The organism is Methylomonas fluvii, from assembly GCF_014850975.1.
GTDB classification, from domain to species: Bacteria; Pseudomonadota; Gammaproteobacteria; order Methylococcales; family Methylomonadaceae; genus Methylomonas; species Methylomonas fluvii.
Map to the genome: position 1 here is coordinate 580,386 of NZ_JACXST010000003.1, position 25,502 is coordinate 605,887.

The window sequence follows — 25,502 nt, forward strand, 5'->3', positions numbered from 1 at the left end:
CTCAGTTTACCCCGCGCATACCGCGGGTTTTGTGGACCGCTACATCGCGTAACTCGTCCAGCGTGGTCATGCCCAGCAGCACTTTACGGCAGCCGTCCTCCCACATAAAACTCAGACGCTCACCGGCACTGGCTTCCAAGGTTTCCTCATCGCTGCCTCGCGCTACCAAGCGGGCGAGGGTTTCATCCAGCCACAGGGTTTCAAACAATCCCAGCCGGCCGCGAAAACCGCTGCCCTGGCAGATCACGCAACCGCCCGGTTCGTAAATCTGCACGGCATCGTCATCCCGCCCCAGTTCCGCCAGCTCGGCAGGCGTCGCCGAGCGCGGTTTGCGGCAATGCCCACATAAGCGGCGTACCAAGCGCTGGGCAATGACCGCCGCCACCGTGGAACCGATCAGGAACGGTTCGCAACCGATGTCGATCAAGCGCGTGACGGCGCTCACCGCGTTGTTGGTGTGCAGCGTCGAAAACACCAAATGCCCGGTCATCGCCGCTTTTACCGCCACATCCGCAGTTTCCGGGTCGCGGATCTCGCCCACCATCAGCACGTCCGGATCGTGCCGCAGAAACGAGCGCAGGGCGTCGGCAAAGCTGACTTTCGGGCCGGTCTGCAATTGAGAAACCCCGTGCATCACGTATTCGATGGGGTTCTCCACGGTCATGATGTTGATGTCGGCCCGGTTGATTTCCTGGAGCGCGGCGAACAAGGTCGTCGATTTACCGCTCCCGGTCGGACCGGTCAGTAGCACCATGCCGTAGGGGCGGTGAATCACCTTACGAAAGTGCTGCAAGTCGTCTTCCATCATACCCAGATCCGCCAGCGTCAAGCCAAACGCCTCTTGGCCGAGCAGCCGCAGCGTCATCCGTTCGCCCAGCCGGGTCGGCGCCGTTGCCACCCGAATGTTAAAGCCCTTATCGATGGGCCGTGGCAAATGATAAGAAAAACCGCCGTCCTGCGGCATGCGCTGTTCGGCTATATCCAAGCCGGCCAGCACCTTGACCCGCGACACCAAAGCGGCAGCCGCGCCGGCGTTGGCAACCAATGGAAAATCGCGCAATTTGCCGTCCACCCGCAAACGAACCCGCAGACCCAAAGCATCCGGCAGTAAGTGAATATCCGAGGCCCGGTAAAAATAGGCTTCGCGGATGATACCGTCCAGCATGGCCACCAAATCGGTATCGGTCTCCGCCGTCACCGCGCTGCTTTGCTCCGGCGCCGATTTTCCGGCCAATGCCTGCTTTACCTTTAATTGCAATAAAGCCAGATCGGCCATTGCCAGCGGCAATACCTGCCCCAACAAGCGTTGCACCGAATCAATGCCGCCCCGGTCGCCCGGATCGCCGCAGATCAGTAACACTTGTTCACCATCACTCACCGGCAACAGCAATTTGCGCTGCACCAGACTGGGCGGAATTTTTTTTAACAAGGTGTTTTCCACCTGCAGCGTATCCAGATCGACATACGGCATGCCGTATTGCTCAGCCACCGCCCGATGCAAGGCCGATAACGGAAAACGATAATGGGCCTGAACCATGCTTAGCAAACTCAAGCGTTGCCGGCGGGCGTCCAGACGCAGGCGCTCCAATTGCGCGGCTTCAATCAACCCGCAGCGCACACCGGCTTCCAGGAGATGTTCGTCATTGATAGCCATAAAATTACAGTGCCAAAATCACTTCGGCCAGCAGGGATTGCGGATAGCCGGGCATCGCCAACACCGGCATGCGCTCGACGCTGATACGCAGTACCGCTACTTGAAACGGCAGCCGATCCAAATCGTGAATAAACCGGTTCAAAGCCAGATAGGTACCCTCCACCTCCAGGCGCCGCAACGGCCTTTCCAACAACGAACCCGGCGACATCCGTGCCACCCAACCGGCACTCAGCGGCGGAATCACGGCAGCGATGGGCGCAGCGGTAGCGGCCGGCGCCACAGCCGCCGGTTTATTTTTTCGGCTTTTCTTGGCGGTTACCGGTGCCGCCGCAACCGGCGCGGCATTGTTGCTTACCGCCGCTTTGAACACCTCATTGGCGCGCACATGAATCTGCGCATCGCGCGCCACTTTGGAAATATTCACGATCAGGAACTGCGAGTCGTCCGGAGCCAGATGTTTTTCCACACTATCCGACTGCTCTTTGATGGCTGCCAGTAAACGCTCTTGTTCCGCTAATTGGCTCTTCAAACGCTCGATGTCCTCATCCGGTTCTTCCGGAATCTCGGCGCTACGCAGGCGTTTATCGGTGGCTTCCGCCGTTTGCTGCAATTGACCGATTTCCCGATTGGCCGGTACCCAGCGCAACCAGGCATAACCGCCGATGACGATCACGCCGATAGCCAAAGCCGACAACCATTGTTCGCGCTTACTCAAAGGGGGTAGTTTCATGGGGGTTTGGATTGGATAAACGAATGATTTTGCCGTCCGGCTCGGCCAATTTGACCAGCCGCAAGGAAATACTGAAGCCGTTGCTCTGCAGCGGCCCTTTGCCAAAAGTCACTTTGGGTTCGCGAACCTGCAAGTCCCAGCGAGCGGCGGCATCACCCACCCGTTTGATAAAGGTCTGCGCGGCGCTGTCGCTGAGCGCCCAGGCCTCCAGCACCAGGTTTTCCGCTTCGATGCGTTTGGCGTCGATAGGGTTAGGCGGCGCCGCGTTCGCTGCCACTGCCGGTTTTAATACCGACTTGTCCGGCTCATCCAAGCGCTCGATGACCACCTCATTGTCAACCAGCGTTTGCAGCATACCCAACACGCCTTTGACCAAATCCATGCGTTCAGGAATGTCTTCGTCATAGAAGCGGGCCAGATTTTCCAGGCGCGACTGTTCGGTTCGCAAATTCTTGATCTTGTCCTTGATCTGGGCAATTTCAGCCGCTTGGGCGTTGATGCGCTTAATAGCCTCATCGATACTTTGCCAGCTGGTATCCACCTGCTGCTTGTAGCTCTCCACGCTGCTTTTGCGCGCCCACAACGACAGCTCGGCCACGCCGACCAGCACCAATAGCAGCAGCACCAGCGCCGCGGCCCGCACCTCCAAGCGATCACGCAGCGCCGGCAACGGGCCGCCCAAGCGCACCCCCACACAACGCTCAGCTTCGGCCAAGCCCAGGGCGTGGTAAGCCGCTCCGGCCATGCCCGGCGAGACCTTATCGCCAACGACAGCATGGGTTAGCGGGTGCAAATCCAGTTCCAGCATGTGTTCCAAATTGGCGGCCAACTCCGGTGCCGGCGGCCAACTAGCCAGCCAGACCGGCTCGCGCGGCGGCGCATGCAGCGCGTGGTAGCTTTCCAGGCAAATATCCAGCGGCGCTTTGTGCAGATTCAAATAGTGGCGCAAGGCCGTAATCCCGCCAGCGGCTATCCGCGTGCTAAACCCCAAACCGGGTTGAGTCTCCAGCAGCACCGCGTGGGTTTCTGTCGCGGGCAATAAGGCCGCACTGCAACCGGTCAAGGGATACATGGTTTGCAATTTCAAACCCTGCCGCGCGAAAGCGTCCGACCAGCGCTGCAATAAACTTTGATGCACGCAACTAATCAGCCAGTTAAACGTACCGGGTATATCGTCCACCGCACTCTGCGCCGCCCAACCAACTTCGATGGCCTCGTCGGCGGCTTTCAGCCATTCCTGCCCGGTCAAGCACGCATTGAGCTGGCTGCGTTTGATATAACCCAACTCCACCGCCAGATCGCCGAAACGCCTTAAGGAAAACTGCTCGGCCAACGCCAAACTGCCGCCGGCTCTGGATTTACCTTGCTGCAAATCCATTACCGCCCGCGCCTGTTCCTCGGTCATATAACCTTGGCCCACCAACAAATGCCCCACCGACCAGCGGGTGACGTGTTGCAGCAACAGCGGCTCCGCTTCCCAGCGCGCCAGTTCCAACATCTGCAACAACGGCCGGGGCTTCCGAGGATTGACGGGTAACTCCACCAGTGTGGAAAACACCGCCGGCGACAACAAAATCGCCGAACCGCCGCCCTGCCAACCCTGGCTTTTTAGCGTGGTCAGCACATCGCTCAGGCCTTCGGCCATATCCACCTGCTCGGTTTTTGCCTGATACAGCAATTCCATATCCTGATCGGACCGGCGCAGCACGGCGGCACGCAAGGAAAAACCGTCGGTCTCGCAGACCAATAACTGCGACGGGGTAGCGAAAGGGATAAAACGGTTAAATTTCATCGTGGTTGGATGTTATGGGTGGTAAAGATATTGAATCGGCGTTCGCTAGCTCTGGGGCTTTCGCTCCCAGTCTCCCGCTGACTAGGCACTGCATAACTGGCATTGCGGACCGGCCATTCGACTTTCCACGCACAGTTCAACGTGCGAGGGCTGTTAGGGATACGCGCGGTACACCGAGTGAACCGGGACAAGTTAAGGCCCTGTCGTTTTACTCCCCTCTTTGAAAAAGAGGGGTTGGGGGAGATTTTTCGAATAAATCCCCCTCGATCCCCCTTTTTCAAAGGGGGAGGAAGGCTTGAGTCATTGGCGGTAACCGCGGAGCCTGGGAATACATCCTGAGAACGATTCGGACAAACTGGACTCATGGAATGATCCAATTAAGAGCCAAATTCAATGTCTGGCGGGGTAAGACGCTGAAACTGCGGATGTTGCTTACAGCCGGAACTGAATTTCCAGCCTGGCAATCGCCATCGAAGATCACAAAATCATCAGGATTGGCCGACGGAACTCCGAAACAAACAATCGCATACCCGCGTTGTCCGATAGGCAAGAGTGGCGGCGTGCTCAACTTAAAGGTCTCGGTTTTTTGACCGCTCCCCAATACTGAATCCTTTGCCAAAACCAAGTAATCAGGGGTTCCTTCGTCCGAATCGACATAATCCGTCAAATCGGATAAATAAAGGCGCAACACCAAGTTAACGGGGTTGGGCGTTGGCAATGGTGCCCCGCTTTGATTCTCAAAAGTCACACTCACTGCCGCCGGTAATGGCACCTGCCAGTCGGCGCTGACAATCAGTTGCGGCGCGGCCACGTCATCGGTTGCAACCGTCAAATCCGTGCCCTCGCTAGCTAAACTGGTAGTCGCTGCAGTTACGCTGTAATGCCATCCTGAGTTCAGCGCATCAGCCGCTGCATTCGCGCCCTCGTTGCCATAGCCATCTCTAAAACGCAGGCCGCCGCCGGATTCAGGGATAACCTGTAAATAGGGGCCGCGCCAGCCAATGCCGACACCCGTGTTCTGATCCAAATTCCATTCGCTAACGATTTCGGTGTCGTCGCACGGCGATTTAAACGTTTTCGGAACGGTGGCGGGAAGCACTTCGTCACCGAGCCTCAATAACTCCGCCAAACATAAGGGCAAGCGCCCCATATCCGCGACAAAGCCGCTAAGCTCTGGCGCGCCGTTCACGGTGCGGGTCGGGTCGCCGACGATGGCTTTACGGATCAGTTCCATCCGGCGTTTGGTTTCGTCGTATTTGGCCTGGTCTTCCACGCCCTCGGTCAATAGCAAGCCGGTGGACGCCACCAGTGCCATCAAAAAAATCACCAGCAGCATTTCCAGCAGGGTAAAGCCAAGCTGTGGCCGCAAACTTTTCCAACCCGCGGAATATGGCGTGGGAGCCAATGCTTTGGCGCTTTTGGCCGTTTCTATCAACGCATTCATCGCAACAAACACAGCACGGTATCGTCACCGCCGCCGGCCAGCTGGCAGGTGCCGGGCGTTGGGTTATTGTCGGTTTTATCCGGACCCAGGCTGACCAGCCGAGCTTTGTCGGCGTCATCCAAATCTAGCATCAAGTAATTGGCTTGATAGGCATCGGTAATCACCCACAAATTATCGACACCGGCATAACTCATCAGAGCGCTTTTGCGTTGCAAATACGGGCCGTGCCAACCGCGGCGGGTATCGGGATTCCAGCCGCTGCCGGAAGGGTCGGCAAACAGCATCCAGAAATTAGCCGGCGATTCGCACCAGGCCAGTTTTGCTGCATCCGTGCTGCCGGCTTCGCTGGGCAGATTAGCCAAATCCGGGTTGATTTTGCCGGGGTTTGCCGGGTCTTCGCAGACGTAAGCCCCCTGCCCCGGCAAATCGTTGCTACCGCTATCGCGGCGGAACTGCAACAGAGCATTGCGGATTTCCGCGATTTCAAACCGGGTGGCATCGTGGCGACCTTGATCCTGCACGCCTTCATAAGCAAGCACCGCTGTGCCGGCCACCACTGCCATCAGCGCAATCACCGCCAATAACTCCAGCAGGGTAAAACCGGCTTGCGAGCCACTTTTCATGGTTTTGGAACGCACGATGGCAACATCGCGCCAGGCGACGGACCGCAACATCCCGCTAAGAACAAACAATAAACACCTCATTTACTTGCTTGTGAAAATTAAAAACTTAGCCAACCCTCGTTCCCACGAAGGACCGCTCACCGTTATACACAACTGCCGTCATGCCCGCGGGACGCGGGCATCCAGTGTCACGGATGGTAGCTTAAAGCTATCCTTGCAGCCTGGATTCGCTTCGCGGTCTACGGCTCCGGCAATCCCCTTGTGCCCCAGAGGGTATGCCGGAATGACGGTTATCAAACATAGTTTTGTATAACGGCGAGCGGATGACCGTGTGAGCCAAATCAAACATCTCACTTAAAGCTGCTTAGCAGGCGCGCCGCTGCTGGTGACCACTTTTGCACCCAGCGTGGAGGCCAGCATCGGCAACATGAAGTTGACCTTGACACTATCCGCGCCTTTGAGATGGAACAGGTCGACAATAAACTTCGAGGCATCATTTGGATAAGCGGCCAAGGCCCGGCTCAGCGTGTTTTTGGCTGCTTGCTGATCGCCGTTCAGCGCTTGCATCAGCGCCAGTCGGTACACCAAATTATTGGCCGGCACGAAACGCACGGCAACATCCGCCAACACGGTCAGTTGCGGCCGCATCGCTAAATCATCAGGCTTGCCGGTAAACGTAAAAATCATCGGCACATACGGTGCTAGCAACGGCGCTTGCGTCACCGCTTTTTGACAGACATCCACCAGATGATCGGAGCGTTGCTGAGAGGGTTGCGCCACCGTCGCTAACAAGGCCAGCTCCATGCGCAGATAGTGGGTTTCATGCACAACCGCCACGGACACGGCAGCAGCAATGCAGGAGCCGGCAATGACAGTGCCGGTTTTTTTCAAGGCTATCGGCCGGCTTAACTCATCACCCAAGCCCAGTACCATCGCTGCAACCCCTAAAAACGGCGCATACCACAGCGGATATTCCAACATGCTGTGAATGCCCAAGATTGCCGCTAACAACATCAGCCAAGTCTTAAACGCTTGCTGCGTTGTCCCCTCGCCCACGGCCAGTACCGGACGAACCCAGCGGCTGATAGCCAACAGCAGTAGCAATACCGGCAACAAACCCAGTTCGGTCAACAAGTGCAAAATCAGGTTGTGGGCGTGTTCGATATAGGTAGGCAGTGCCGGAATATACCGGCCAGCTTGAAAATACGCGGTGTCGAATTGCCCGAAACCTTGGCCCAGCAAGGGCTGCTGCAAAAACAAGTGCCAGGCCACTTGCCAGATATGCCAGCGTGGCGACACGCCGCTGGTCTGCTGCAACATCCGTTCCGCCGAGCTCGGTTGCGCATCGGGCAACACCCCGAGCGAACACAAACCCTGCAATGCCAGATAGCCGAAAAGCCCTAAAGCAATGGGTTTCAACCAAGCGCAACGGTAGCGCCAAGCGATGACAAATATCGCAAGCCAATACAATAAAACGCTGCGAGAAGGCGTCAGGCTCAAGCCCAGCATCAGGCTAAACCCGCAGAACGCAAATACCCACCGAGGTAGCCTACCAAGCGCATGCCAGTACAATAAAGACACACTGCCCAAGGCCAACAAATCACCGTAATTGTTGGCTTGACCCACGCCGCCCCAATCGCCGATTTCCCCGGATAACCGCCCAAATAGCTCACGCCAGGCCACCAGCGCGGCAGCTGTTACCAAACCGCCGGCCAGCCAGCCGCCGACCCGTTCGCCACCAAACTGTTGCCGCAAATAGGCCATCAAAACCATCATCAGCGCAGCCCAAGCCAAATAAGCCATCCCCATATATGCATGGGGTACTACAACTTGCGGCAACAGTTTGCTTTGCAATGCCAGATAGGCGGCTAGCGTTAAAGGCAACCACAGTGTGCGCGGTAGCTGCAAATGCTCGCTACGCCACAAGCCTGGCAATGCCGCCGCACAAGCCAGCAATCCGCCGACTACCGCCAGCCATTCCAAATGAAAAGTGATTACCGGCTGCAAATGCCAGGGCGCCAACCAAGGCAAAATCGGCAACAAGCCCACTAGCAGCAGGGTGAGCGGTGGAAGTTTGGAGAAGTGGAGCGATTTCATCGTTTGTTATCAGTTTCAGTTGTGTTGCACTTTTCAAAACATGAGCGGCTGTTGTGCTCTTGGGTATAACCATTCGTCCTTCGATCTTACTCATCACCCTCAGGGACGCGATTAAGAGCCGGAAAATAGGCCACCATTCCACCAGGGATGCACTTCACGCGCTTACGACTAGCGAAATCCAGGTTGCCGAGCGGTGAAACGCCGTCGCCATCCCCGGTCTCCGGACTTCGGCAATCTCTGCCGAGGTGGCACTTAATGAATGGCTGTGACGCTTGCACGCGGCAAAGCCCAAAGGCTGCCATTTGCACTGTCCACCTGTTTCAAATGCGACCGTCCGAAATGGCGGAAGGCCCGCTACCTGCTAGCTCTAAACTCTGCAGAAAAGCCCAGAGCTAGCAGGGATTCCCACGGCGGACCGTGGGAACCGGCTTACCTAGCTAAACTTAGTTAGGATTTTGAGCGGCGATGTTTTCGTCGATCATACGGCCTTCAGTGTCAACCACCGCCAGCAGACGGGGTTTAGTGAATAATTCACCGGTTACAATGTTGTTGTCCACAGCACCAGCGTTCGCGCCGTCTTGACCAACGTGGAACAACGCGATGTAACGGGCGTAAGTGGTTGCCGGATTGATGTTTTGGCTGACGAAAGTCGGCGCTGTGGAAATTGCTACTGATGAGTTGCTAGTGCTATGCGCGGCATCATGTCCAAAGCCCAAAGCAATCACAAGATTACATTGGTCGCTTTCCAGTGAATCGTTGATGACGTTTTGACGGTTGCCATCGTCAAGAGCAGTCATAGCGGCGCCGTCCAACTTGGTACCCAACGCAGTACCATTTACACTACAAGCACCGGTACCTATAGCGGTATCCCCGAATGTTGGCAGGATGGCGACATTGGCTACGGTGGCCCATTCGTTCTCTGCGGCTTCACCGTTATTCTGGGTCGCGCCCTCATTGTGTTGCAAGTTTGGCTCTACGCCCGCAGTAGTTGTCGCAACGGTGCGCTCCTGTATTTCCGTAATACCAACTGCCGCCATCGCGGTGTTCAATGCGATGCTAAAAGCAGAAGTGGATACTGGTCGCGCCCAATTGGCAAACCGCGCAGCTGTTCGATCAGACAAGAATGCAGGGCTGGCACCTGCGGTTGTTACCAAGTTATCCCATTGATCAGGGAATTTTTGCGTAACTGCACGGTAGTTACGAATCGCGCCGTCAGCAGTGGAGGTACTGTTGGACGCTGCAGTTGCTTGCGCGCTGTCGCCAATACCGTCATACGCCACCAATGCCGCCGTCGCCAACGTAGCGATCAGCGTGATAACCACCAACAGTTCCAGTAAGGTGAAACCCGCTTGTCTGTGTTGCAGTCTTTTCAGTTGTTTGCCTTTCATACTGTTTTCTCAAATGTAAATGCCGCAACTGCCTCACGCAGCCTGTTGGTCATCTTATTTTTTGGTTTTTTGATGTGACCCCATCACACTCGTTTTGTTATGCGCATCCGTGCGCGGATTAGTCCTGAGTTCTCTGTCTTCCTCGTGCCCACTGGGCAGAAAAAGATAGGGGATTATTTAGAAAATCTCCCCTGGCCCCTCTTTGCCAAAGAGGGGAATTAATAAGGCTAAAGCGGCCTCATTGCCAATCTCCCGCATAGCCATACGGACCGTGCCAACTGCAAGTATCAAGCTTGGCCCGGCAAGCCGCTATCAACTACAAAGCGGTATTGTTTGCCGCAGTGCAAAATCACTTCCTTTTGCTGACGCTTGAGAATTTTGACTTCGACGCGGATTTCGCCGAAGCCGTCGTGCTGCAATACTTCATCAAGCAATTCCATCAGCTTGCTTTTGACGGGTTGGGCTTGCATGTGCTTATGGTTTCTCATCATCTCTATTTCTCCCTCATTCAATTCAAGCGTGTTCATTGCGCGGGCAAGGCCAGTTTGTAACCGCTATGGCGGGCCTGATTCAGCCAATATTCGGCTTTTTCCTGTTGCTCCAGATTGGTGCTGGTGGCGTGCACCCGATACAGCATGTACTGGGCGTGGGCGTGCCCCTGGCGGGCGGCGGATTCGAACCAACGTGCCGCCAGTGTCATGTCCTGCGGACCGCCCAATCCCAGGTAATACAGTTCGCCCAGCAGGGCCTGGCTGTTGGCGTCGCCCGAGCCAGCGGCGCGATGGCACCAATCGAAGGCCTGGGCAAAGTTGATCTTGCGCAATTTGTCGCCGTAGCGGTAGGCGTAACAGTTTTCGGTGGCGATGTCGGCCGGAGTGTCCAGACCCATGTGGTTGGGCTGGCAAGCGGTGCAGGCCAGCACGAACAGACTCAGCAAACTCCGGACATAGAATTGGTTCGGTATCGGGAATCCGCGCCGAGTTTTTAAATTGTCGCGGCTCATTGGTCCGACTCCCTCAGGCGCGGCGGCGCGCAAAACTCTCCGCAAACCGGTTCGTCGGGATTTTCCGGTTTGGGCACCGGCTTGGCTTGCATGGCGATGTCCGGCGCGTAGCGATGGTATTTGTCGGTGGGATCGTATTCTTGGTGGCTGTCGTTGCCTTGGTTCAGCACATAGGGCGTAATCAACAACACCATTTCCGATTTACTGTCGGCGTCGGTAGTTTGTCTAAACACCTGACCGAGCACCGGGATGTCGGCCAGATAAGGCACTTTGCGGCGGTTGCGGGAAAAGCTGTCACGAATCAAGCCGCCCACTGCTACGGTATAACCGTGCCGGGCGAAAATTTCACCTTCCATACGGGCGGTGGTAATGGTGTCCACCGGTAAATCCACCACTTCACCGCTGGTGTTATTGGTCACTGGAATGGAGGCCGCGCCTTCGTTGAGCGTGGAGTTTTCCTGCCTGAGCTGGATGTGGATGGTACCGTCGGCGTTGATATGCGGCGTCACTTCCAGGGTGGTGCCGATTTCTTCTAGCTCGGTTTCCGGGGTGGTGATAGTGCGGGTGGTATTCAGGTTATCGATATTATCGATGGAATAGCCACGCACCATGATGCGTTCCTCGCCAACGAACAGGTTAGCCGGGCGATGATTGGACGCCACCAGCATGGGATTGGAAACCACGTTGACGCGGTTATTTTTTTCCAGAAATTCGATATTGGCTTTGATTTTGTCGCTGAGAAATTCGTAAACAAAGCTGCCGCCGCCGGTCATGGCCGCTGCGCCGCCCATGATCAAAGGATTGAGGCTATCGCCTTGAATCTTGGTATTTTTGATTTCGAAGTTGAACAAAGAGCTAAAGTCTTCACCAACCTTGACGTCGATAATCTTCATTTCCAGCATCACCTGATTTTGCGGCTTGTCGAGTTGATCGACCAGGCTGGAAATGGATTTAAGAATGGCGTTGTCGCTGGTCTTGACGATCAATTGATTGTGTTCAGCGTTGATGGTGACGTATATCACTTTGTTGATACCGGACACCTCGGACAGTTCGCCGGGATCGACACGTTTGCCGTCGGCGCCGAGTTCCGCGAGTTGTTCGACGCTTAAATCCTTGGGTACTTCTTCGCGGAAACCTTGTTGCAAGTTACCATAGCGACCGCCGGCCGCGCCTTGATTGCCCATGCCGCCGGAAAAACGATTGTTACGTCCGCCGTACATATTGCCGCTGCTGCCACCGCCAAAACCACCTTGAAACCCACCACCGAAACCGCCGCCCATGCCGCCGCCAAAACTACCCATACCGCCACCGAAGCCGGTATTGCCCATGCCGCGGTTATTGCCGAAGCCGCCGCTACGGCCGTTACCACCACGCCCGTTCATACCACCCATGCCGCTCAACATCATCGCGTTGCCATAAGACACTCGTACCCGATTGCCATACAGGCTTTCGATAGCCATAGCCACCGCCATAACATTGGGGTTGCGCAATTGAAACACGCGCACATCGTCGTCTTGGCCCATCACCAGATCTTTGCTGTACTCTTCCTTGGTCATCAGTCTAAAGGTACCGGCATCGCCATTATCCTGGCGATACCAAAGATCGCTGATGCGGCAAATGGTGCGAATGGCGTCTTCCAAGCTGACTTTTTTTAAAAAAATAGTGACGTTCTTTTTGCCCGCTTCCGGCGTGGCAACGATGTTGACGCTGGCGTCTTCCGACAGTACGCGGATGATGTCGGAGACCTGGGAGTTTTTGAATTCCAGTTCCTGAATTTCGAAAGACTTGGCGGCAGCGCGCAGGGTAAAGCCTGCCGACAACAGCATGAGCATGCACAACACCTTGACGCGCCTTAGTTTTACGATTTTCAATTACAGCCTCAGTAACTTGATAATTCATGTTTTGCACTTATCGAAAATCTTGGCGGGCGCGGAGGCTTAATTCCCAAGACGATTGCCGTTTGCGTATCAGTAGGCTGTTTAAAATTTGAATATAAAGATGCTTCCGCCATGTTGGAAAAACCGTTGTTCAAGCTGTCCTTAGCCGAGCCCAAACCGCATGGATAAGTCGAAGCGCGCCCTCCATGGCTCTGGGCTACCCGCTCTTGTGCCCTGTGGGTATCCTTGCGGGAACGACGGTTTCTTGGGTCTGACAGAAGCATCTTTATATTCAAATCGCCATAGCACAAAATGGCGCGCATTGTATGTTGGTGAATTCCCAGTTGTCGTTAGGAGTAAATCCCGAAATGTTTGCCAATAATTCCGGGCGTTAAGATTTTGGGCGGAATAATTTGCCGAAGCACTTAAGAACATCAAGCACCTGGTTTTTTGGGTTTAAGGATTTAGTGGGAAATAAGGTCAGGCAATTCTGAATGCACCGAATTGCGAAGTTACTCGCCCCTCTTTAGAAAAAGAGGGGCTGGGGGAGATTTTTTAAATAGATCCTAAGATTGGGAAGCTAAACGGGAGTGGAAAAGCTTAGCAGCCGATGTCAGCAGATTCGCTACCGCCCACAAACAGGCGATAGGCTGGATTACCGGTCTCATCCCGATAGGCAAGTCCTAAAACCGACAAGCATTGTTCAAAACGCCGGCGCTGCTCACCGTCGATCTGCAAGCCAATCAATACCTTACCGAAGGCGGCGCCATGATTGCGGTAATGAAACAGGCTGATATTCCACTGGCTACCCAGCGACAGCAAAAACTTCAGCAGCGCGCCGGGACGCTCGGGAAACTGGATGCTGTAGACGCTCTCTTTCAACTCGAATGGCGCATGCCCACCGACCATATAGCGGATATGATCTTTTGCCAGTTCGTTGCCGGTCATATCGGTAACCGGAAAACCGTCTACGGCTAGTTGCTCGATCAGATGCTGGCGGTCGTTTTCCGCGCCGCTGCTGCTGATACCGACAAACACTTGGGCCATGCGCGCATCGAAGTAGCGGTAATTGAATTCGGTGATGCTGCGCTTACCTATCATCTTGCAAAACCGTAAAAAGCTGCCCGGTATTTCCACCGCCAGCAGAATTTCCCGATGCTCGCCTACCAGCGTGCGCTCCGCCACATAGCGCAAGCGGTCGAAATTGATATTGGCACCGCTATCGATGGCGATGAGGGTGTGTTGCTGTAGCTGCTGTTGTTCGGCGTATTTTTTCAATCCCGCCACCGCCAAAGCGCCAGCCGACTCGGCGACTGAGCGGGTATCGTCGAAAATGTCTTTGATCGCCGCGCAAATCTCGTCGGTACTGACGGTGATCACCTGATCGACGTACTCACGGGCGATGCGAAACGGTTCCTCGCCAATCTGCTTGACCGCCACGCCGTCGGCAAACAAACCGACTTGTTCCAATATTACGCGCTGACCGGCTTTTAAAGCTTGATTCAAGCAATCAGCGTCGTCCGGCTCCACCGCAATGACTTTAATATCCGGGCGCACGAATTTAACGTAAGCGGCGATGCCGGCCACCAACCCACCACCGCCAACCGGCACGAATATCGCGTGAATATCACCGTTGTGTTGGCGCAAAATTTCCATCCCCACCGTACCCTGCCCGGCGATCACTTCTGGATCGTCGTAAGGGTGAATAAACGTCATGCCTTTTTCCGCGACCAATTCCATCGCATGCGCGTAAGCGTCATCATAGGAATCGCCGTGCAGCACGATTTTCGCGCCGCGCGCCTTCACCGATTTGATCTTAATTTCCGGGGTGGTTTTCGGCATCACAATCAGGGCTTTAATGCCCAGCTTTTTGGCCGCCAAAGCGACACCTTGGGCGTGATTGCCGGCCGACGCGGCGATGACACCGTGCGCAGTTTGTTCGAGCGGCAGAGAGGCGATTTTGTTATAGGCGCCGCGCAATTTAAACGAGAACACCGGCTGCAAATCTTCACGTTTCAGATAAACCTTGTTGCTGATTTTTTCCGACAGCGTAGCGGCAAAATCCAATGGAGTTTCTTCGGCAACGTCGTAGACTTTTGCCCGCAATATCTTTTCTATGTATTTTTGCATTATTGTCCTCGGCAACCGCTGGCGCACTTGCCGTCCATGCTTGGGTTCTGGGGCTGTTTAGGCGAGGCTGCCTGGAGCCGGTTCGGCGTAAAAACTGCTGAGAGATCAGCGTCAATCGGTTATTATCCCATACAATGACGGGTTAAACGCCGTGTCAGATTTATAAGAGTAATCCATCAGGACCATCACCATGACTCAAGACGAATTAAAAAAACAAGTCGCTCAGGCTGCCCTGCACTATTTGAAAAACGTACCCATCATCGGCATGGGTACCGGCTCTACCGTTACCCATTTGATTAATCTGCTGGCCGACTGCGATTTCAAAAGAGACATCGAAGGCGCGGTATCCAGCTCGGCGAAAACCACCGAACATTTGCAATCCATCGGTATTCGCGTCATCGACCTGAACCAATCCGGCGATCTGGACATTTACGTAGACGGCGCGGATGAAGTCACCCCGCATAAAAAAATGCTGAAAGGCGGCGGCGGCGCGTTGACCCGCGAGAAAATCATTGCCGGCGCCAGCAAAAAATTTGTTTGCATCGTCGACGAAAGCAAATGCGTGGACGTGATGGGCAAATTTCCGTTGCCGGTTGAAGTATTGCCTTTGTCGCGCAGCTTCGTGGCTCGCCAATTGGCTAAATTGGGCGGCCAACCCGAATTGCGCATGAACAAAGATACTGGCGCCAGCTACATCACCGACAACGGTTGCGAGATTCTGGATGTGCATAATTTAAGTATCCTGGACCCTATCGAGTTGGAAAAAACCATCAACAATATCCCCGGCGTGATCACCAACGGTCTGTTTGCGATCCGCGACGCGGATGTGGTGTTGGTGGGTAAAGGCAGCGAAGTGATTACTTACTAAACCGCATCACCCGCTATTGCGACAGGTTGTCCGGCGCGACGACCTCAGTCGCCGAAAAGCCGGCAGCGCCCTACACGTAAAGCCTTGCCGGCTTTTCCCCATTAAATTTCTGGCTGCCCCAGCCTTAGAACTCTACAATATCCGCCTATCGCAGCCGCCGGCTGCTCTGCTTTATTGCCACACTTCTCAGAGTATTTTAGGAACTACCATGTCTGACATTGAAATTGCCCAACAGGCAAGCATGCGCCCGATTATCGATTTGGCCGGCGAAAAATTCGGCATCCCCGCCGCACATCTGGACCCTTACGGTCATTACAAAGCCAAGATTTCCCTGGAATATGTCAACAGTCTGACCGATAAAACCGACGGCAAACTGATTTTAGTCACGGCCATTAGCCCTACCCCGGCCGGCGAAGGCAAAACCACCACCACGGTCGGTTTGGGCGATGCCTTGAACCGCTTGGGTAAGAAAACCATTATCTGCCTACGCGAACCTTCGCTGGGCCCCTGCTTCGGTGTCAAAGGCGGCGCGGCCGGCGGCGGTTATGCGCAAGTGGTGCCGATGGAAGACATCAATCTGCATTTCACAGGCGACTTTCACGCCATCGGCGTTGCGCACAATTTATTGTCTGCGTTGATCGACAACCACATCAACCACGGCAACAAACTGGACATCGACCCGCGCCGCATCCAATGGAAACGCGTGATCGATATGAACGACCGGGCGTTGCGCAAAATCACCATCGGCCAGGGCGGCCCGGCCAACGGCTATTTGCGCGAAGACGGTTTCGACATCGTCGTCGCCTCGGAAGTGATGGCGATTCTGTGTCTGGCGACTAGCCGCGCTGATTTGAAGGAGCGCTTGGGCCGTATCGTCATCGGTTACAAATCCGATAAAGTCACGCCGGTTTACGCCAGCGATCTGAAAGCTCACGGCGCGATGGCGGCGATCTTAAAAGATGCGATCAAACCTAACCTGGTACAAACCCTGGAAAACAATCTGGCTATTATCCATGGTGGGCCGTTTGCCAACATTGCCCACGGCTGCAACACCGTCACCGCCACCAAAACCGCGTTGAAGCTGGCCGATTATGCGGTGACCGAAGCCGGCTTTGGCGCCGACTTGGGCGCGGAAAAATTTCTGGACATCAAATGCCGCATGTCCGGCTTAAAGCCCTCGGCGGTGGTATTGGTCGCCACAGTACGCGCGTTGAAATTCCACGGTGGCGTAGCCAAAGACGATTTGAACCAGGAAAACCTGGCAGCACTGGAACAAGGGTTTGCCAATCTGGAACGTCACCTGCATAACATCACACAGCATTACGGTCTGCCCTGCGTGGTCAGCATCAATCACTTTACCTTCGACACCGATGCCGAAATCGCCTTGTTGCAGCAAAAATGCGAAGCCTTGGGCGTGAAATGCGTGGTCGCCAAGCATTGGGCGCACGGTGGGGCCGGTGCCGAACAATTGGCTCAGGAAATTCTGAACATCGTCGATCATCGAGAACCAGGCTTTAGCTACGTTTACGACAGCGAACTGCCGCTATGGAATAAAATCGAAGCCATCGCCACCAAGCTTTACGGCGCGGCAAAAATCAGCGCCAGCCCGAAAATTCGCGCCGAGCTGAAGGCGCTGCAAGCCAACTATGGCCATTTCCCGGTCTGCATGGCCAAAACCCAAATGTCGTTTTCCACCAACCCCAACGCCAAGGGCGCACCGTCCGACCATGTCGTGGAAATCAATGAAGTACGCCTGGCCAACGGCGCCGGCTTTATTGTGGCGATTGCCGGCGACATGATGACGATGCCGGGCTTACCGAAAGTACCGGCGGCAGAGCGTATCGATATTAGCGACGACGGCGTGATCAGCGGTTTGTTCTAAATATCGGTAGACAAATTGGGTCGATTGTTCGAGTTTTTTCCAATACAATCGGCCCGTTTCCCTCAACCTTACATGTAGCAGGTATAAGCACCCTGGACTATGCTTGAGCATATGAATAGTCGCCGGGAATCGACATGCTTGACCTGAAAACCGTTAAATTCAGCCACAAAATAGCGGCCCTATCGCTGATACCCTTAGCAGGCTTACTGCTAATGGCCTCCTTCGTGGTCTACACCCATATTGCGGAGATGCAGTCAGCGGCAAAGATAATCTCTTTAGCCGACTTTTCCGTGTACGCCAGCGATCTGGTACATGAATTACAAAAAGAACGCGGCTTGTCAGTGGGGCATTTGGGTAGTGGTGGTCAGAAATTTAAACAAGAACTGGAGCAACAACGCCTAGCCACCGACGAAAAACTGAAACAACTGAATGCTTTTCTCAAAACTTTCGATACCAACGCCGCCACCAATCTGACGGCGGGTTTGGCGGCGGCAGACCGGCAAATCGACCAACTCGACGAGACTCGTCAGTCGGTCATCGCTTTAAGCGCCAGCGGCGAAGCCACCATCAATTACTATTCCAATCTAAATGCCGCCTATCTGGCCATCATCGCCCAATTGCCGCAGTTGAGCACCAATGTAGAAATCAATCACAAGCTGGATGCCTATGCCAATTTCCTGAAAGGCAAGGAACAAGCGGGCGTGGAGCGGGCAGTGTTGGCGAACACTTTTGCCAAGGACGCTTTTGGGCCAGGCATGTATGAAAAACTGGTGACCCTGATCGCTTTTCAGAATACTTATCTGGATATTTTTGCCTCGGTCGCTCCCCAACCGTATCTGGATTTTTTACAACACACTCTGCGCGGCCAGTTTATTGACGAAACGGCGGCCATGCGCAGCAAAGCCCTCAGCCATGCCGATAAAGGCGGTTTTGCGGTGGACCCGGCCCACTGGTTTGCGATGCAAACCGGCAAGATCAATCTATTGAAAGAAGTGGAAAACTATATTGCCAAAGACACCATAGACTCGTCCAAGGCGATAGAAAACAGCGCCAGTCGCCGCTTGTTGTTCAACGGTGTGTTTATTGTTGTGGTAGCGGGTTTGTCTTTTTCGCTATTTTGGATACTGCGCAAGGACATAGCCGCTCAGTTGGGCGGAGAACCGTTGCAGGTCAATAATCTAGCGGTCAATATCGCTGCCGGGAAACTGGAACGGCGGGGCATGCCGCAAGCGGAGCAACATGTCGGCATTTTTGCCGCCATGCTGACCATGCAAAAACGTCTGGCCGATGTGATTGGCACTATCGGCAGTTGTTCGGCGCAAATTGCCCAAGCCTCTAATGAAGTCAATAATGCGGCGCAAACCCTCAGTCAAAGCAGTTGCGAACAAGCGGCAAGTATTGAACAAACCAGTGCCGCACTGGAACAATTGACCAGTTCAGTGGAGCACAATCACGAGAATGCGCAGACCACGGAAAAAATTGCACTTACCGCCGCCGAATCGGCGCAAAGCGGCGAACAGGCGATCAGAGACACCGTGGAGGCGATGAACAAAATCGCCGAGAAAATCGGTTTAATTGAGGCGATTGCCTACCAAACCAATTTACTGTCATTAAATGCTTCTATTGTCGCCGCCAAAGCGGGCGAACACGGCGCCGGTTTCTCGGTAGTAGCAACCGAGGTGCGGAAGTTGGCAACCCGCAGCCAGGATACCGCCAACGAAATCGGCGAACTCGCTAATACCGGCCTGGACATCGCCCAAAACGCCGGCCGTATCTTCAGCCAAATGCTGCCCAGCATTCAAAAAACCGCTACGCTTGTACAGGAAATAGCTACCGCATCCGACGAACAGGCAGCCGGTGTCCGGCAAATCAGTCAAGCGGTAGGACAATTGGATACGGCGATTCAGCACAACGCGGCAGCTTCCGAGCAATTGGCCGCCACTGCTGAAGAATTAAACGATCAAAGCCAAACGCTCATGCAGGAAGTTGGCTTTTTTAAGATGCGCTAACAGACAGAAGATGACGGAAATAACATGAACGAATTCGTTTGGGAAAATCAATATCTGCTCGGAAACGAAGCAGTTGACCAACAGCACAAAGAGATTTTCGATCTGGCAAACCAACTGGTGAAATCGAAAGATACGCAAGCGCTAGCCGAAAATATTATGTTGCTTTATCAACACGTTAGAGAACATTTTCAAGCTGAAGAAGCCTTTATGAAGCAGCACGACTATCCGGAATATCAACATCATGTGCAGACGCATAATCTGATGCTGGAGAAACTGATCGCGTTTAGTCATGGAATCAATCAGCAAAAACTAGAGGAAATAGAGGTGTCTGGCTTCATGCGAGATTGGATTACTCATATGGCAGAGGATGATGCCGCGATTAATACTTATTTAAAAACCCAGAAATAGCGGAAGAATTAAGGAACCTCTGATTAATTCGTAACCTAGAATTAATTTTCCAATAAAATCAATTGCTTGAATATATATTTGTCATGAAAAACTGAATTAATCAGAGGTTCCTTAGGACAATTTACTAAGCGTTTAATTGAACAATAACTAGGTCTGAATACCAGCGAGTTTGTCCAATAAGAAGATAACTACACAATAGGCCACGCCACGGTGGGTGCCAAGCATAGGCAATTTATTCAATCTGGCGAAAAAATTGTTTAAGCCGAATCTAGCGCGGTGCGCAACTAAGAAATACTATCGTTAACTTACGGAATTAAGCACTAGCTGGGGAAATAATCTGTTTGGAAACCCTCACCAAATCCTCCTCCGTATCTACCCCAGCCTCCGGCGTCTTATCAACAATTTTCACCAACACCCTCTCCCCGTGCCAAAGTATCCGAAGTTGCTCCAAAGACTCTACACTTTCCAGCGGTGACGCCGGCCAACTGCAATAGCGCTGCAGAAAGCCAACGGTGTAGGCGTACATGCCTATGTGTCTTAGATGCGGCAGAGACGAAACAGCAGGATCATGTTGATCAGGGAAAGTTGAACGATTCCACGGAATCGCCGCCCGGCTGAAATACAGCGCATAGCCGTTTTTATCCAAAACCACCTTCACCGCATTGGGATTGAAAATTTCGTCCGCATCCAAAATCTTCGCCGCCAACGTGGCGATGCCAGCCTGATCTTGCCCAGCCAGCGCCAAGGCCGCATCTCGGATGTAAGCCGGTGGAATCAACGGTTCGTCGCCTTGCAGATTCACGACGATTTGCTCGTCGGCCCAACCCATGACCCGCGCTACCTCGGCGATGCGCTCGGTGCCGGATTGGTGGTTGGGATCGGTCATCACCGCTTGCAGGCCCAAGTCGCCGACCGCAGCGAAAATGCGTCGATCGTCAGTGGCAACCACCACTTGCTCGGCGTCGGCTTCCAGTGCGCGTTCGCACACATGCACGATCATCGGCTTGCCGGCAATGTCCAACAAGGGTTTGCCGGGCAAGCGGGTGGAGCCGTAGCGCGCCGGAATGACGACTTTAAAACCGGTGCTCATTTACGTAGCGCGTCCGCTTCTTCAAAACTCAACTCGCGGGCTTCGTCTTCCAGCATCACCGGAATATCGTCGCGGATCGGGAAAGCTAAATTGTCGGCCTTGCAAATCAATTCCTGTTTGTCTTTGTCGTAAATCAGGGAGCTTTTGCAAAGCGGGCAGGCCAGAATCTCGAGCAGTTTTTTATCCATGAGCTTTGTCTTTAAGTAGTTTTAACAGTTGTTGGGAAAATGCCTCGGGCAATTCGGCATCGATAGGTAAATACCAGTGCAGGTCGGTCGCGAAGCGGGCGCATTTAACGGCATCTTTTTCAGTCATAATGACCGGGCGCGGCTCTTTAAATTGCAAGTCTTCGGCGGTAAACGGATGGTGGTCCGGCAAGGCGTGGGTTTGACAATCCAGTCCGGCGGTCGCCAATTGCGCAAAGAAGCGTACCGGGTTGCCTATAGCGGCTATGGCATGACAAGGGATGCCCTTGAATTCGACCAGCAGTTTTCGTTCGCCGGTTTTCATGTTGATCAGCTGCTGGCCCTTGCAGTGCATCGGCAATTCGCCTTCCAGCAATTCATCCGGGCCGTTGACGACCACCAAGTCCACTTGTTTGACCCGCTCCTGCGGCTCGCGCAGCGGTCCGACCGGCAGGCAATAACCGTTACCAAAACGGCGCTGACCGTCTATCACGACGATTTCGATGTCGCGCTCCAATGCGTAATGCTGCAATCCGTCGTCGGAAATCAACACGTCGCAGGCGTTGCTTGACAATAATTGCCTAGCGGCTGCGACTCGATCGGCGCCAACCACAATCGGACAAGCGCAGCGCTTGGCTAACAACACCGCTTCGTCACCCACTTGCAGCGGGTCGCTGTCGGCGGTGACTGATTGCGGACTCGTGTTCGCCTTGCCGGCATAACCGCGGCTGATCACGCCGGGTTTGAAGCCGTTTTGTTTCAGGAATTCGACCATCCAGATCACCAACGGCGTTTTGCCGGTGCCTCCCACCGTGATGTTGCCGACGATAATCACTGGCACCGGCAATCTGGTTCTTTTCTTGATGCCGACCCGATAGGCAAACCTGCGTAAACGTACTGCGTCGACATACAACATAGACAGCGGCATAAACCAAGCTGAGATGTACATTTCCTTGTACCAGGCGTCCTCAAACCATTTCACTAATTTCGGGTTCATTATTTTTCCGGGCGGTTGATAGCAAAAGTGATGTGGTGAAAGCCTAATTGATTGGCGATATCCAATGCGCTGACCACGGCTTGATGCGGGGCTTTGCCGTCCGCACTGATAATGAACGGCAACAGTCTGGACTCACCGGCAGTTTGCTCTAAAGCCGCTTTCAAACCGTCCAGATTTTGATTCACCAGTTCATGAAACTGATTATCTTCGCCTGCCAAAGCATAAGTACCTTTGGCATCGACGTATAAATTGATGGTCTTACCCTGCTCCGTAGCGTCGCTGCCTTGGGCTTCAGGCAGGTTGATCTTCAGTTCGGAGTGATGGCGAAAAGTGGTGGCGACCATGAAGAAAAACAGTAAAACCAGCAACACGTCTATCATCGGGATTAAACCGATATCGACCTGCGTGCGGCGTTTGCGGCGGAATTGCATCAAATATCCTCGCGCGCGCCTTGCATGATGTCGATCAGGCGCAGCGATTCTTCCTCCATGCGTACCACGTGATCATCCACCAGCCGCTCGAAATAACGGTGGAAAAACAGGCTGGGAATCGCCACGGTTAAGCCCGAGGCAGTACAAATCAAGGCTTCGGAAATACCGCCGCTCAGCACTGCGGGATCGCCCATGCCGCCAATCGCGATGTCGGAAAACACCCGGATAATGCCGTCTACTGTGCCGAGCAATCCGAGTAAGGGCGTGATGGACGCGATACTACCCAGCGCGTTTAAATAGCGTTCCAGTTCGTGAGTGACCTGGCGGCCGACTTCCTCGATACTGGATTTCATAATTTCCCGGCCATGTTTGCGATTCAGCAAGCCGGCGGCCAGGATGCGGCCCAACGGCGAACTCAGTTTAATGCGCCTGATCGTCGGTTCGTCCAGTTTCTTGTCCCGATGCAATTGCCAAATGTACGGCACCAAATCGGTGGGAATGATGCGTTTGCGCTGCAAAGACCAAAAGCGTTCGCCGATGATCGCCATCGCGACGATGGAACACAAGATGATCGGCGCCATCATCCAGCCGCCGTTTTTGATTACTTCAAACACGTTGTCTATCCCTCTTTCCTGAAACCTGTCAATTTTAACTCAATCCGAGGCGAGATTGCCGAGCCACACCGATATAGGTAATCAGCAAAGCCACGCAACACACCAGGGCGGCAATGATATACACCAGGCGGCCGCCCAGCATATCCCAGAAATAACCGCTGTAAAGACTGCCTATCATGCCGCCCAAGCCAAAACTGATACTGCTGTACAGCGCCTGCCCTTTGCTTTGATGGCGTTCGCCGAAATACTGATACAGCAATTGCATAGCCACGACATGCGCGACACCGAACGTGGCTGCGTGCAGAACTTGCGCGCTGATCGTCAGTACCAACGAATCAACCCCTTCGGCGATTAACAGCCAACGCACTACGCTGAGTGATACCGCAATAAGCAGTAGCGTGCGTGGCGAGAGCCATTTCAACAATTGGCGCATCGCCATGAACAACAACACCTCGGCCGCTACACCGCTGGCCCACAACAAACCGGTTTCGGTCGCCGAATAGCCGTGCTGCTTTAAGTAAACCGAATAAAACACATAGTAAGGGCCATGCGCGACTTGCAGCAGCATATAAACCAGCAAAAATGCCAACAGCTCCGGTTTCGTTAGGATTTGCCAGATGCCGCCAGTATTGCTATGAATCAGGCGCGGCTGCGCTTCCGGCGTCACCAGCGCCATCAACCAATTCAACAGCATCAGGCTACCTATGATCCACGGCAAATAGGCAATGCTAAATTGATCCAGAAACCGGCCTATGCCCAGAACTGCCGCAATAAAGCCGATAGACCCCCACAGCCGAATTTGGCTATAGCGCTGTGGTTCGGATTGTAGATGAAACAAGGTCGCAGCTTCAAACTGCGGCAAAGTGGCATTCCAGAAAAAGCTGAAAACTACGGTCACTGCGGCAAACCACAGGTAGTCGCTGCGGTACAAAAAACCGGCAAAACACAGCACCGACAGCAGTGAGGTGATACGAATCAGGCGTAAATTACGGCCGGTTTTGTCAGCAAGCCAGCCCCAGTAATTCGGGGCAATGATCTTGGTCGCCACCAAAAACGCTGTCAGCTCGCCGATTTCTGTGGCGGCGAAACCGACTTGCTTAAGGTATAAACTCCAAAACGGCAGGAATGCGCCCAGCGTGGCGAAATAGCAAAAGTAAAAGCCGGATAAGCGCCAGTAAGGTACGCTCATTCAGCGCAGAATCGGCAATCCTGAATTTACATGCAGGTTTTGCCCGCGATGCCTGAGCAAATGATCCATCAAGACGATGGCGACCATCGCTTCGGCGATAGGCGTGGCGCGGATACCGACGCAGGGGTCGTGACGGCCTTCGGTGACCACTTCGATGACCTCGCCTTTGCTATTAATACTGCGACCCGGCAAACGCAGGCTGGAGGTAGGTTTTAAGGCAATCCGGGCGATGATGTCTTGACCGCTGGAGATACCGCCCAAGATGCCGCCGGCATGGTTACTTAAAAAGCCTTCGGGAGTAATTTCATCGCGAAATTTGGTACCCTTGGTATTGACGCAATCGAAGCCGTCACCAATCTCCACGCCTTTAACGGCGTTGATGCTCATCAAGGCATAAGCCAGTTCGGCATCCAACCGATCAAAAATCGGCTCGCCCAAGCCGGGCGGCGCATGGCTGGCAATCACTTCAATCTTGGCGCCTATCGATTCGCCTTCCTTGCGCAGCGCATCCATGTATTTTTCCATTTCCTCCACCTTATCGGCGTCCGGGCAGAAGAATGGATTATTGGGGATTTCGTTCCAATCGAATCCGTCAATTTTGATCGGACCCAGTTGCGATAAATAGCCGCGTACCAGGACGCCATGTTCTTGGAAGAGATATTTCTTGGCAATCGCGCCAGCGGCCACCCGCATCGCGGTTTCACGGGCCGAGGAGCGGCCACCGCCGCGATAATCTCTAAACCCATATTTATGCTGATAGGTGTAATCGGCATGACCGGGCCTAAAGCTCTCGGCGATTTTGCTGTAATCCTTGGAGCGCTGGTCGGTGTTTTCGATCAGCAAGCCAATCGGACAACCAGTGGTTTTGCCTTCGAATACGCCGGACAGTATCTTCACTTCGTCGGCCTCGCGGCGCTGAGTGGTATGCCTTGATGTACCGGGTTTGCGGCGGTCCAGATCGATTTGCAAATCGGCTTCGGACAATTCCAGTCCGGGAGGACAGCCATCGACGATAGCCAACAAGGCTGGGCCATGGCTTTCGCCGGAGGTGGTGACAGTAAATAATTTTCCTATGCTGTTTCCGGACATGT

22 protein-coding genes are annotated in these 25,502 nt (G+C 54.1%); 4 read left to right on the plus strand and 18 right to left on the minus strand.

The window, feature by feature from the left end; genetic code table 11:
* Window position 1: 1 nt before the first annotated feature.
* The 11 genes from EBB_RS20210 to ilvA all read right to left on the minus strand — a co-directional run bounded on the left by EBB_RS20210 (window position 2) and on the right by ilvA (window position 14,738).
* Window positions 2-1,654, minus strand: a complete 1,653-nt coding sequence (locus EBB_RS20210; RefSeq protein WP_192395529.1) for a GspE/PulE family protein — start codon at window positions 1,652-1,654, stop codon at window positions 2-4.
* A gap of 4 nt (window positions 1,655-1,658) precedes the next feature.
* Window positions 1,659-2,384, minus strand: a complete 726-nt coding sequence (locus tag EBB_RS20215) for a hypothetical protein (protein ID WP_192395530.1) — start codon at window positions 2,382-2,384, stop codon at window positions 1,659-1,661.
* Window positions 2,362-4,176 carry a hypothetical protein gene (locus tag EBB_RS20220; RefSeq protein ID WP_192395531.1) on the minus strand — a complete coding sequence of 605 codons (1,815 nt, stop codon included), beginning with the start codon at window positions 4,174-4,176 and terminating at the stop codon, window positions 2,362-2,364. Before EBB_RS20220 ends, EBB_RS20215 begins: the two co-directional genes overlap by 23 nt.
* A 361-nt stretch (window positions 4,177-4,537) precedes the next feature.
* Window positions 4,538-5,620 carry a type II secretion system protein gene (locus EBB_RS20225; protein ID WP_192395532.1) on the minus strand — a complete coding sequence of 361 codons (1,083 nt, stop codon included), beginning with the start codon at window positions 5,618-5,620 and terminating at the stop codon, window positions 4,538-4,540.
* The gene (locus EBB_RS20230) at window positions 5,617-6,294 is read right to left on the minus strand and encodes a prepilin-type N-terminal cleavage/methylation domain-containing protein (protein WP_192395533.1); all 678 of its coding nucleotides are present in this window, start codon (window positions 6,292-6,294) and stop codon (window positions 5,617-5,619) included. The genes EBB_RS20225 and EBB_RS20230 overlap by 4 nt, the downstream gene beginning before the upstream one ends.
* Window positions 6,295-6,597: 303 nt before the next feature.
* A complete protein-coding gene (locus EBB_RS20235) occupies window positions 6,598-8,340 on the minus strand; it encodes a PglL family O-oligosaccharyltransferase (protein WP_192395534.1) in 1,743 nt (580 codons plus the stop codon).
* A gap of 443 nt (window positions 8,341-8,783) precedes the next feature.
* On the minus strand, window positions 8,784-9,728 hold the full coding sequence (locus tag EBB_RS20240; protein ID WP_192395535.1) for a type II secretion system protein: 945 nt from the start codon (window positions 9,726-9,728) through the stop codon (window positions 8,784-8,786).
* A gap of 287 nt (window positions 9,729-10,015) precedes the next feature.
* A complete protein-coding gene (locus EBB_RS20245) occupies window positions 10,016-10,219 on the minus strand; it encodes a hypothetical protein (protein WP_223146883.1) in 204 nt (67 codons plus the stop codon).
* A gap of 32 nt (window positions 10,220-10,251) precedes the next feature.
* Complete coding sequence (locus tag EBB_RS20250) at window positions 10,252-10,731, minus strand: tetratricopeptide repeat protein (protein ID WP_192395536.1); 480 nt, start codon at window positions 10,729-10,731, stop codon at window positions 10,252-10,254.
* Window positions 10,728-12,602, minus strand: coding sequence for a type II secretion system protein GspD (locus tag EBB_RS20255; RefSeq protein ID WP_192395537.1), 1,875 nt, complete (start codon window positions 12,600-12,602; stop codon window positions 10,728-10,730). Before EBB_RS20255 ends, EBB_RS20250 begins: the two co-directional genes overlap by 4 nt.
* 606 nt (window positions 12,603-13,208) lie before the next feature.
* The gene (ilvA, locus tag EBB_RS20260) at window positions 13,209-14,738 is read right to left on the minus strand and encodes a threonine ammonia-lyase, biosynthetic (protein WP_223146884.1); all 1,530 of its coding nucleotides are present in this window, start codon (window positions 14,736-14,738) and stop codon (window positions 13,209-13,211) included.
* Between the two features lie 190 nt (window positions 14,739-14,928).
* On the opposite strand from ilvA, the gene rpiA reads away from it, so the two are divergent.
* The 4 genes from rpiA (at window position 14,929) to EBB_RS20280 (ending at window position 19,905) form a co-directional block, all read left to right on the plus strand.
* Window positions 14,929-15,606 (plus strand): ribose-5-phosphate isomerase RpiA, encoded by a 678-nt coding sequence (rpiA, locus tag EBB_RS20265; RefSeq protein ID WP_192395538.1) that lies wholly within the window; start codon window positions 14,929-14,931, stop codon window positions 15,604-15,606.
* A gap of 208 nt (window positions 15,607-15,814) precedes the next feature.
* Complete coding sequence (locus tag EBB_RS20270; RefSeq protein ID WP_192395539.1) at window positions 15,815-17,488, plus strand: formate--tetrahydrofolate ligase; 1,674 nt, start codon at window positions 15,815-15,817, stop codon at window positions 17,486-17,488.
* Between the two features lie 134 nt (window positions 17,489-17,622).
* A complete protein-coding gene (locus EBB_RS20275; RefSeq protein ID WP_192395540.1) occupies window positions 17,623-19,497 on the plus strand; it encodes a methyl-accepting chemotaxis protein in 1,875 nt (624 codons plus the stop codon).
* Window positions 19,498-19,521: 24 nt separating this feature from the next.
* The gene (locus EBB_RS20280; protein WP_192395541.1) at window positions 19,522-19,905 is read left to right on the plus strand and encodes a bacteriohemerythrin; all 384 of its coding nucleotides are present in this window, start codon (window positions 19,522-19,524) and stop codon (window positions 19,903-19,905) included.
* A 313-nt stretch (window positions 19,906-20,218) separates the two neighbouring features.
* Here the strand turns inward: EBB_RS20280 and kdsB are convergent, their stop codons facing one another.
* Genes kdsB through aroC form a run of 7 tightly spaced genes read right to left on the minus strand, consistent with a single transcriptional unit; the run spans window position 20,219 to window position 25,500 of the window.
* The gene (gene kdsB, locus EBB_RS20285; protein WP_192395542.1) at window positions 20,219-20,995 is read right to left on the minus strand and encodes a 3-deoxy-manno-octulosonate cytidylyltransferase; all 777 of its coding nucleotides are present in this window, start codon (window positions 20,993-20,995) and stop codon (window positions 20,219-20,221) included.
* Window positions 20,992-21,183, minus strand: a complete 192-nt coding sequence (locus EBB_RS20290; protein WP_033156289.1) for a Trm112 family protein — start codon at window positions 21,181-21,183, stop codon at window positions 20,992-20,994. Before EBB_RS20290 ends, kdsB begins: the two co-directional genes overlap by 4 nt.
* Complete coding sequence (lpxK, locus tag EBB_RS20295) at window positions 21,176-22,177, minus strand: tetraacyldisaccharide 4'-kinase (RefSeq protein ID WP_192395543.1); 1,002 nt, start codon at window positions 22,175-22,177, stop codon at window positions 21,176-21,178. The genes EBB_RS20290 and lpxK overlap by 8 nt, the downstream gene beginning before the upstream one ends.
* Window positions 22,177-22,608 carry an ExbD/TolR family protein gene (locus tag EBB_RS20300; protein ID WP_192395544.1) on the minus strand — a complete coding sequence of 144 codons (432 nt, stop codon included), beginning with the start codon at window positions 22,606-22,608 and terminating at the stop codon, window positions 22,177-22,179. Before EBB_RS20300 ends, lpxK begins: the two co-directional genes overlap by 1 nt.
* Window positions 22,608-23,222: a MotA/TolQ/ExbB proton channel family protein gene (locus tag EBB_RS20305; protein WP_192395545.1), complete on the minus strand. Its 615-nt coding sequence runs from the start codon at window positions 23,220-23,222 to the stop codon at window positions 22,608-22,610. The genes EBB_RS20300 and EBB_RS20305 overlap by 1 nt, the downstream gene beginning before the upstream one ends.
* A 34-nt stretch (window positions 23,223-23,256) precedes the next feature.
* Complete coding sequence (locus EBB_RS20310; RefSeq protein WP_192395546.1) at window positions 23,257-24,411, minus strand: MFS transporter; 1,155 nt, start codon at window positions 24,409-24,411, stop codon at window positions 23,257-23,259.
* Window positions 24,412-25,500, minus strand: coding sequence for a chorismate synthase (gene aroC / locus EBB_RS20315; protein ID WP_192395547.1), 1,089 nt, complete (start codon window positions 25,498-25,500; stop codon window positions 24,412-24,414).
* Window positions 25,501-25,502: the final 2 nt, after the last annotated feature.

What these genes read in the sequence shown, in the direction of transcription:
- EBB_RS20210 (WP_192395529.1), bottom strand. Translation starts at nt 1,654, where the DNA reads ATGGCTATCAATGACGAACATCTCCTGGAAGCCGGTGTGCGCTGCGGG.
- EBB_RS20215 (WP_192395530.1), bottom strand. Translation starts at nt 2,384, where the DNA reads ATGAAACTACCCCCTTTGAGTAAGCGCGAACAATGGTTGTCGGCTTTG.
- EBB_RS20220 (WP_192395531.1), bottom strand. Translation starts at nt 4,176, where the DNA reads ATGAAATTTAACCGTTTTATCCCTTTCGCTACCCCGTCGCAGTTATTG.
- EBB_RS20225 (WP_192395532.1), bottom strand. Translation starts at nt 5,620, where the DNA reads ATGAATGCGTTGATAGAAACGGCCAAAAGCGCCAAAGCATTGGCTCCC.
- EBB_RS20230 (WP_192395533.1), bottom strand. Translation starts at nt 6,294, where the DNA reads ATGTTGCGGTCCGTCGCCTGGCGCGATGTTGCCATCGTGCGTTCCAAA.
- EBB_RS20235 (WP_192395534.1), bottom strand. Translation starts at nt 8,340, where the DNA reads ATGAAATCGCTCCACTTCTCCAAACTTCCACCGCTCACCCTGCTGCTA.
- EBB_RS20240 (WP_192395535.1), bottom strand. Translation starts at nt 9,728, where the DNA reads ATGAAAGGCAAACAACTGAAAAGACTGCAACACAGACAAGCGGGTTTC.
- EBB_RS20245 (WP_223146883.1), bottom strand. Translation starts at nt 10,219, where the DNA reads ATGATGAGAAACCATAAGCACATGCAAGCCCAACCCGTCAAAAGCAAG.
- EBB_RS20250 (WP_192395536.1), bottom strand. Translation starts at nt 10,731, where the DNA reads ATGAGCCGCGACAATTTAAAAACTCGGCGCGGATTCCCGATACCGAAC.
- ilvA (WP_223146884.1), bottom strand. Translation starts at nt 14,738, where the DNA reads ATGCAAAAATACATAGAAAAGATATTGCGGGCAAAAGTCTACGACGTT.
- rpiA (WP_192395538.1), top strand. Translation starts at nt 14,929, where the DNA reads ATGACTCAAGACGAATTAAAAAAACAAGTCGCTCAGGCTGCCCTGCAC.
- EBB_RS20270 (WP_192395539.1), top strand. Translation starts at nt 15,815, where the DNA reads ATGTCTGACATTGAAATTGCCCAACAGGCAAGCATGCGCCCGATTATC.
- EBB_RS20275 (WP_192395540.1), top strand. Translation starts at nt 17,623, where the DNA reads ATGCTTGACCTGAAAACCGTTAAATTCAGCCACAAAATAGCGGCCCTA.
- EBB_RS20280 (WP_192395541.1), top strand. Translation starts at nt 19,522, where the DNA reads ATGAACGAATTCGTTTGGGAAAATCAATATCTGCTCGGAAACGAAGCA.
- kdsB (WP_192395542.1), bottom strand. Translation starts at nt 20,995, where the DNA reads ATGAGCACCGGTTTTAAAGTCGTCATTCCGGCGCGCTACGGCTCCACC.
- EBB_RS20290 (WP_033156289.1), bottom strand. Translation starts at nt 21,183, where the DNA reads ATGGATAAAAAACTGCTCGAGATTCTGGCCTGCCCGCTTTGCAAAAGC.
- lpxK (WP_192395543.1), bottom strand. Translation starts at nt 22,177, where the DNA reads ATGAACCCGAAATTAGTGAAATGGTTTGAGGACGCCTGGTACAAGGAA.
- EBB_RS20300 (WP_192395544.1), bottom strand. Translation starts at nt 22,608, where the DNA reads ATGCAATTCCGCCGCAAACGCCGCACGCAGGTCGATATCGGTTTAATC.
- EBB_RS20310 (WP_192395546.1), bottom strand. Translation starts at nt 24,411, where the DNA reads ATGAGCGTACCTTACTGGCGCTTATCCGGCTTTTACTTTTGCTATTTC.
- aroC (WP_192395547.1), bottom strand. Translation starts at nt 25,500, where the DNA reads ATGTCCGGAAACAGCATAGGAAAATTATTTACTGTCACCACCTCCGGC.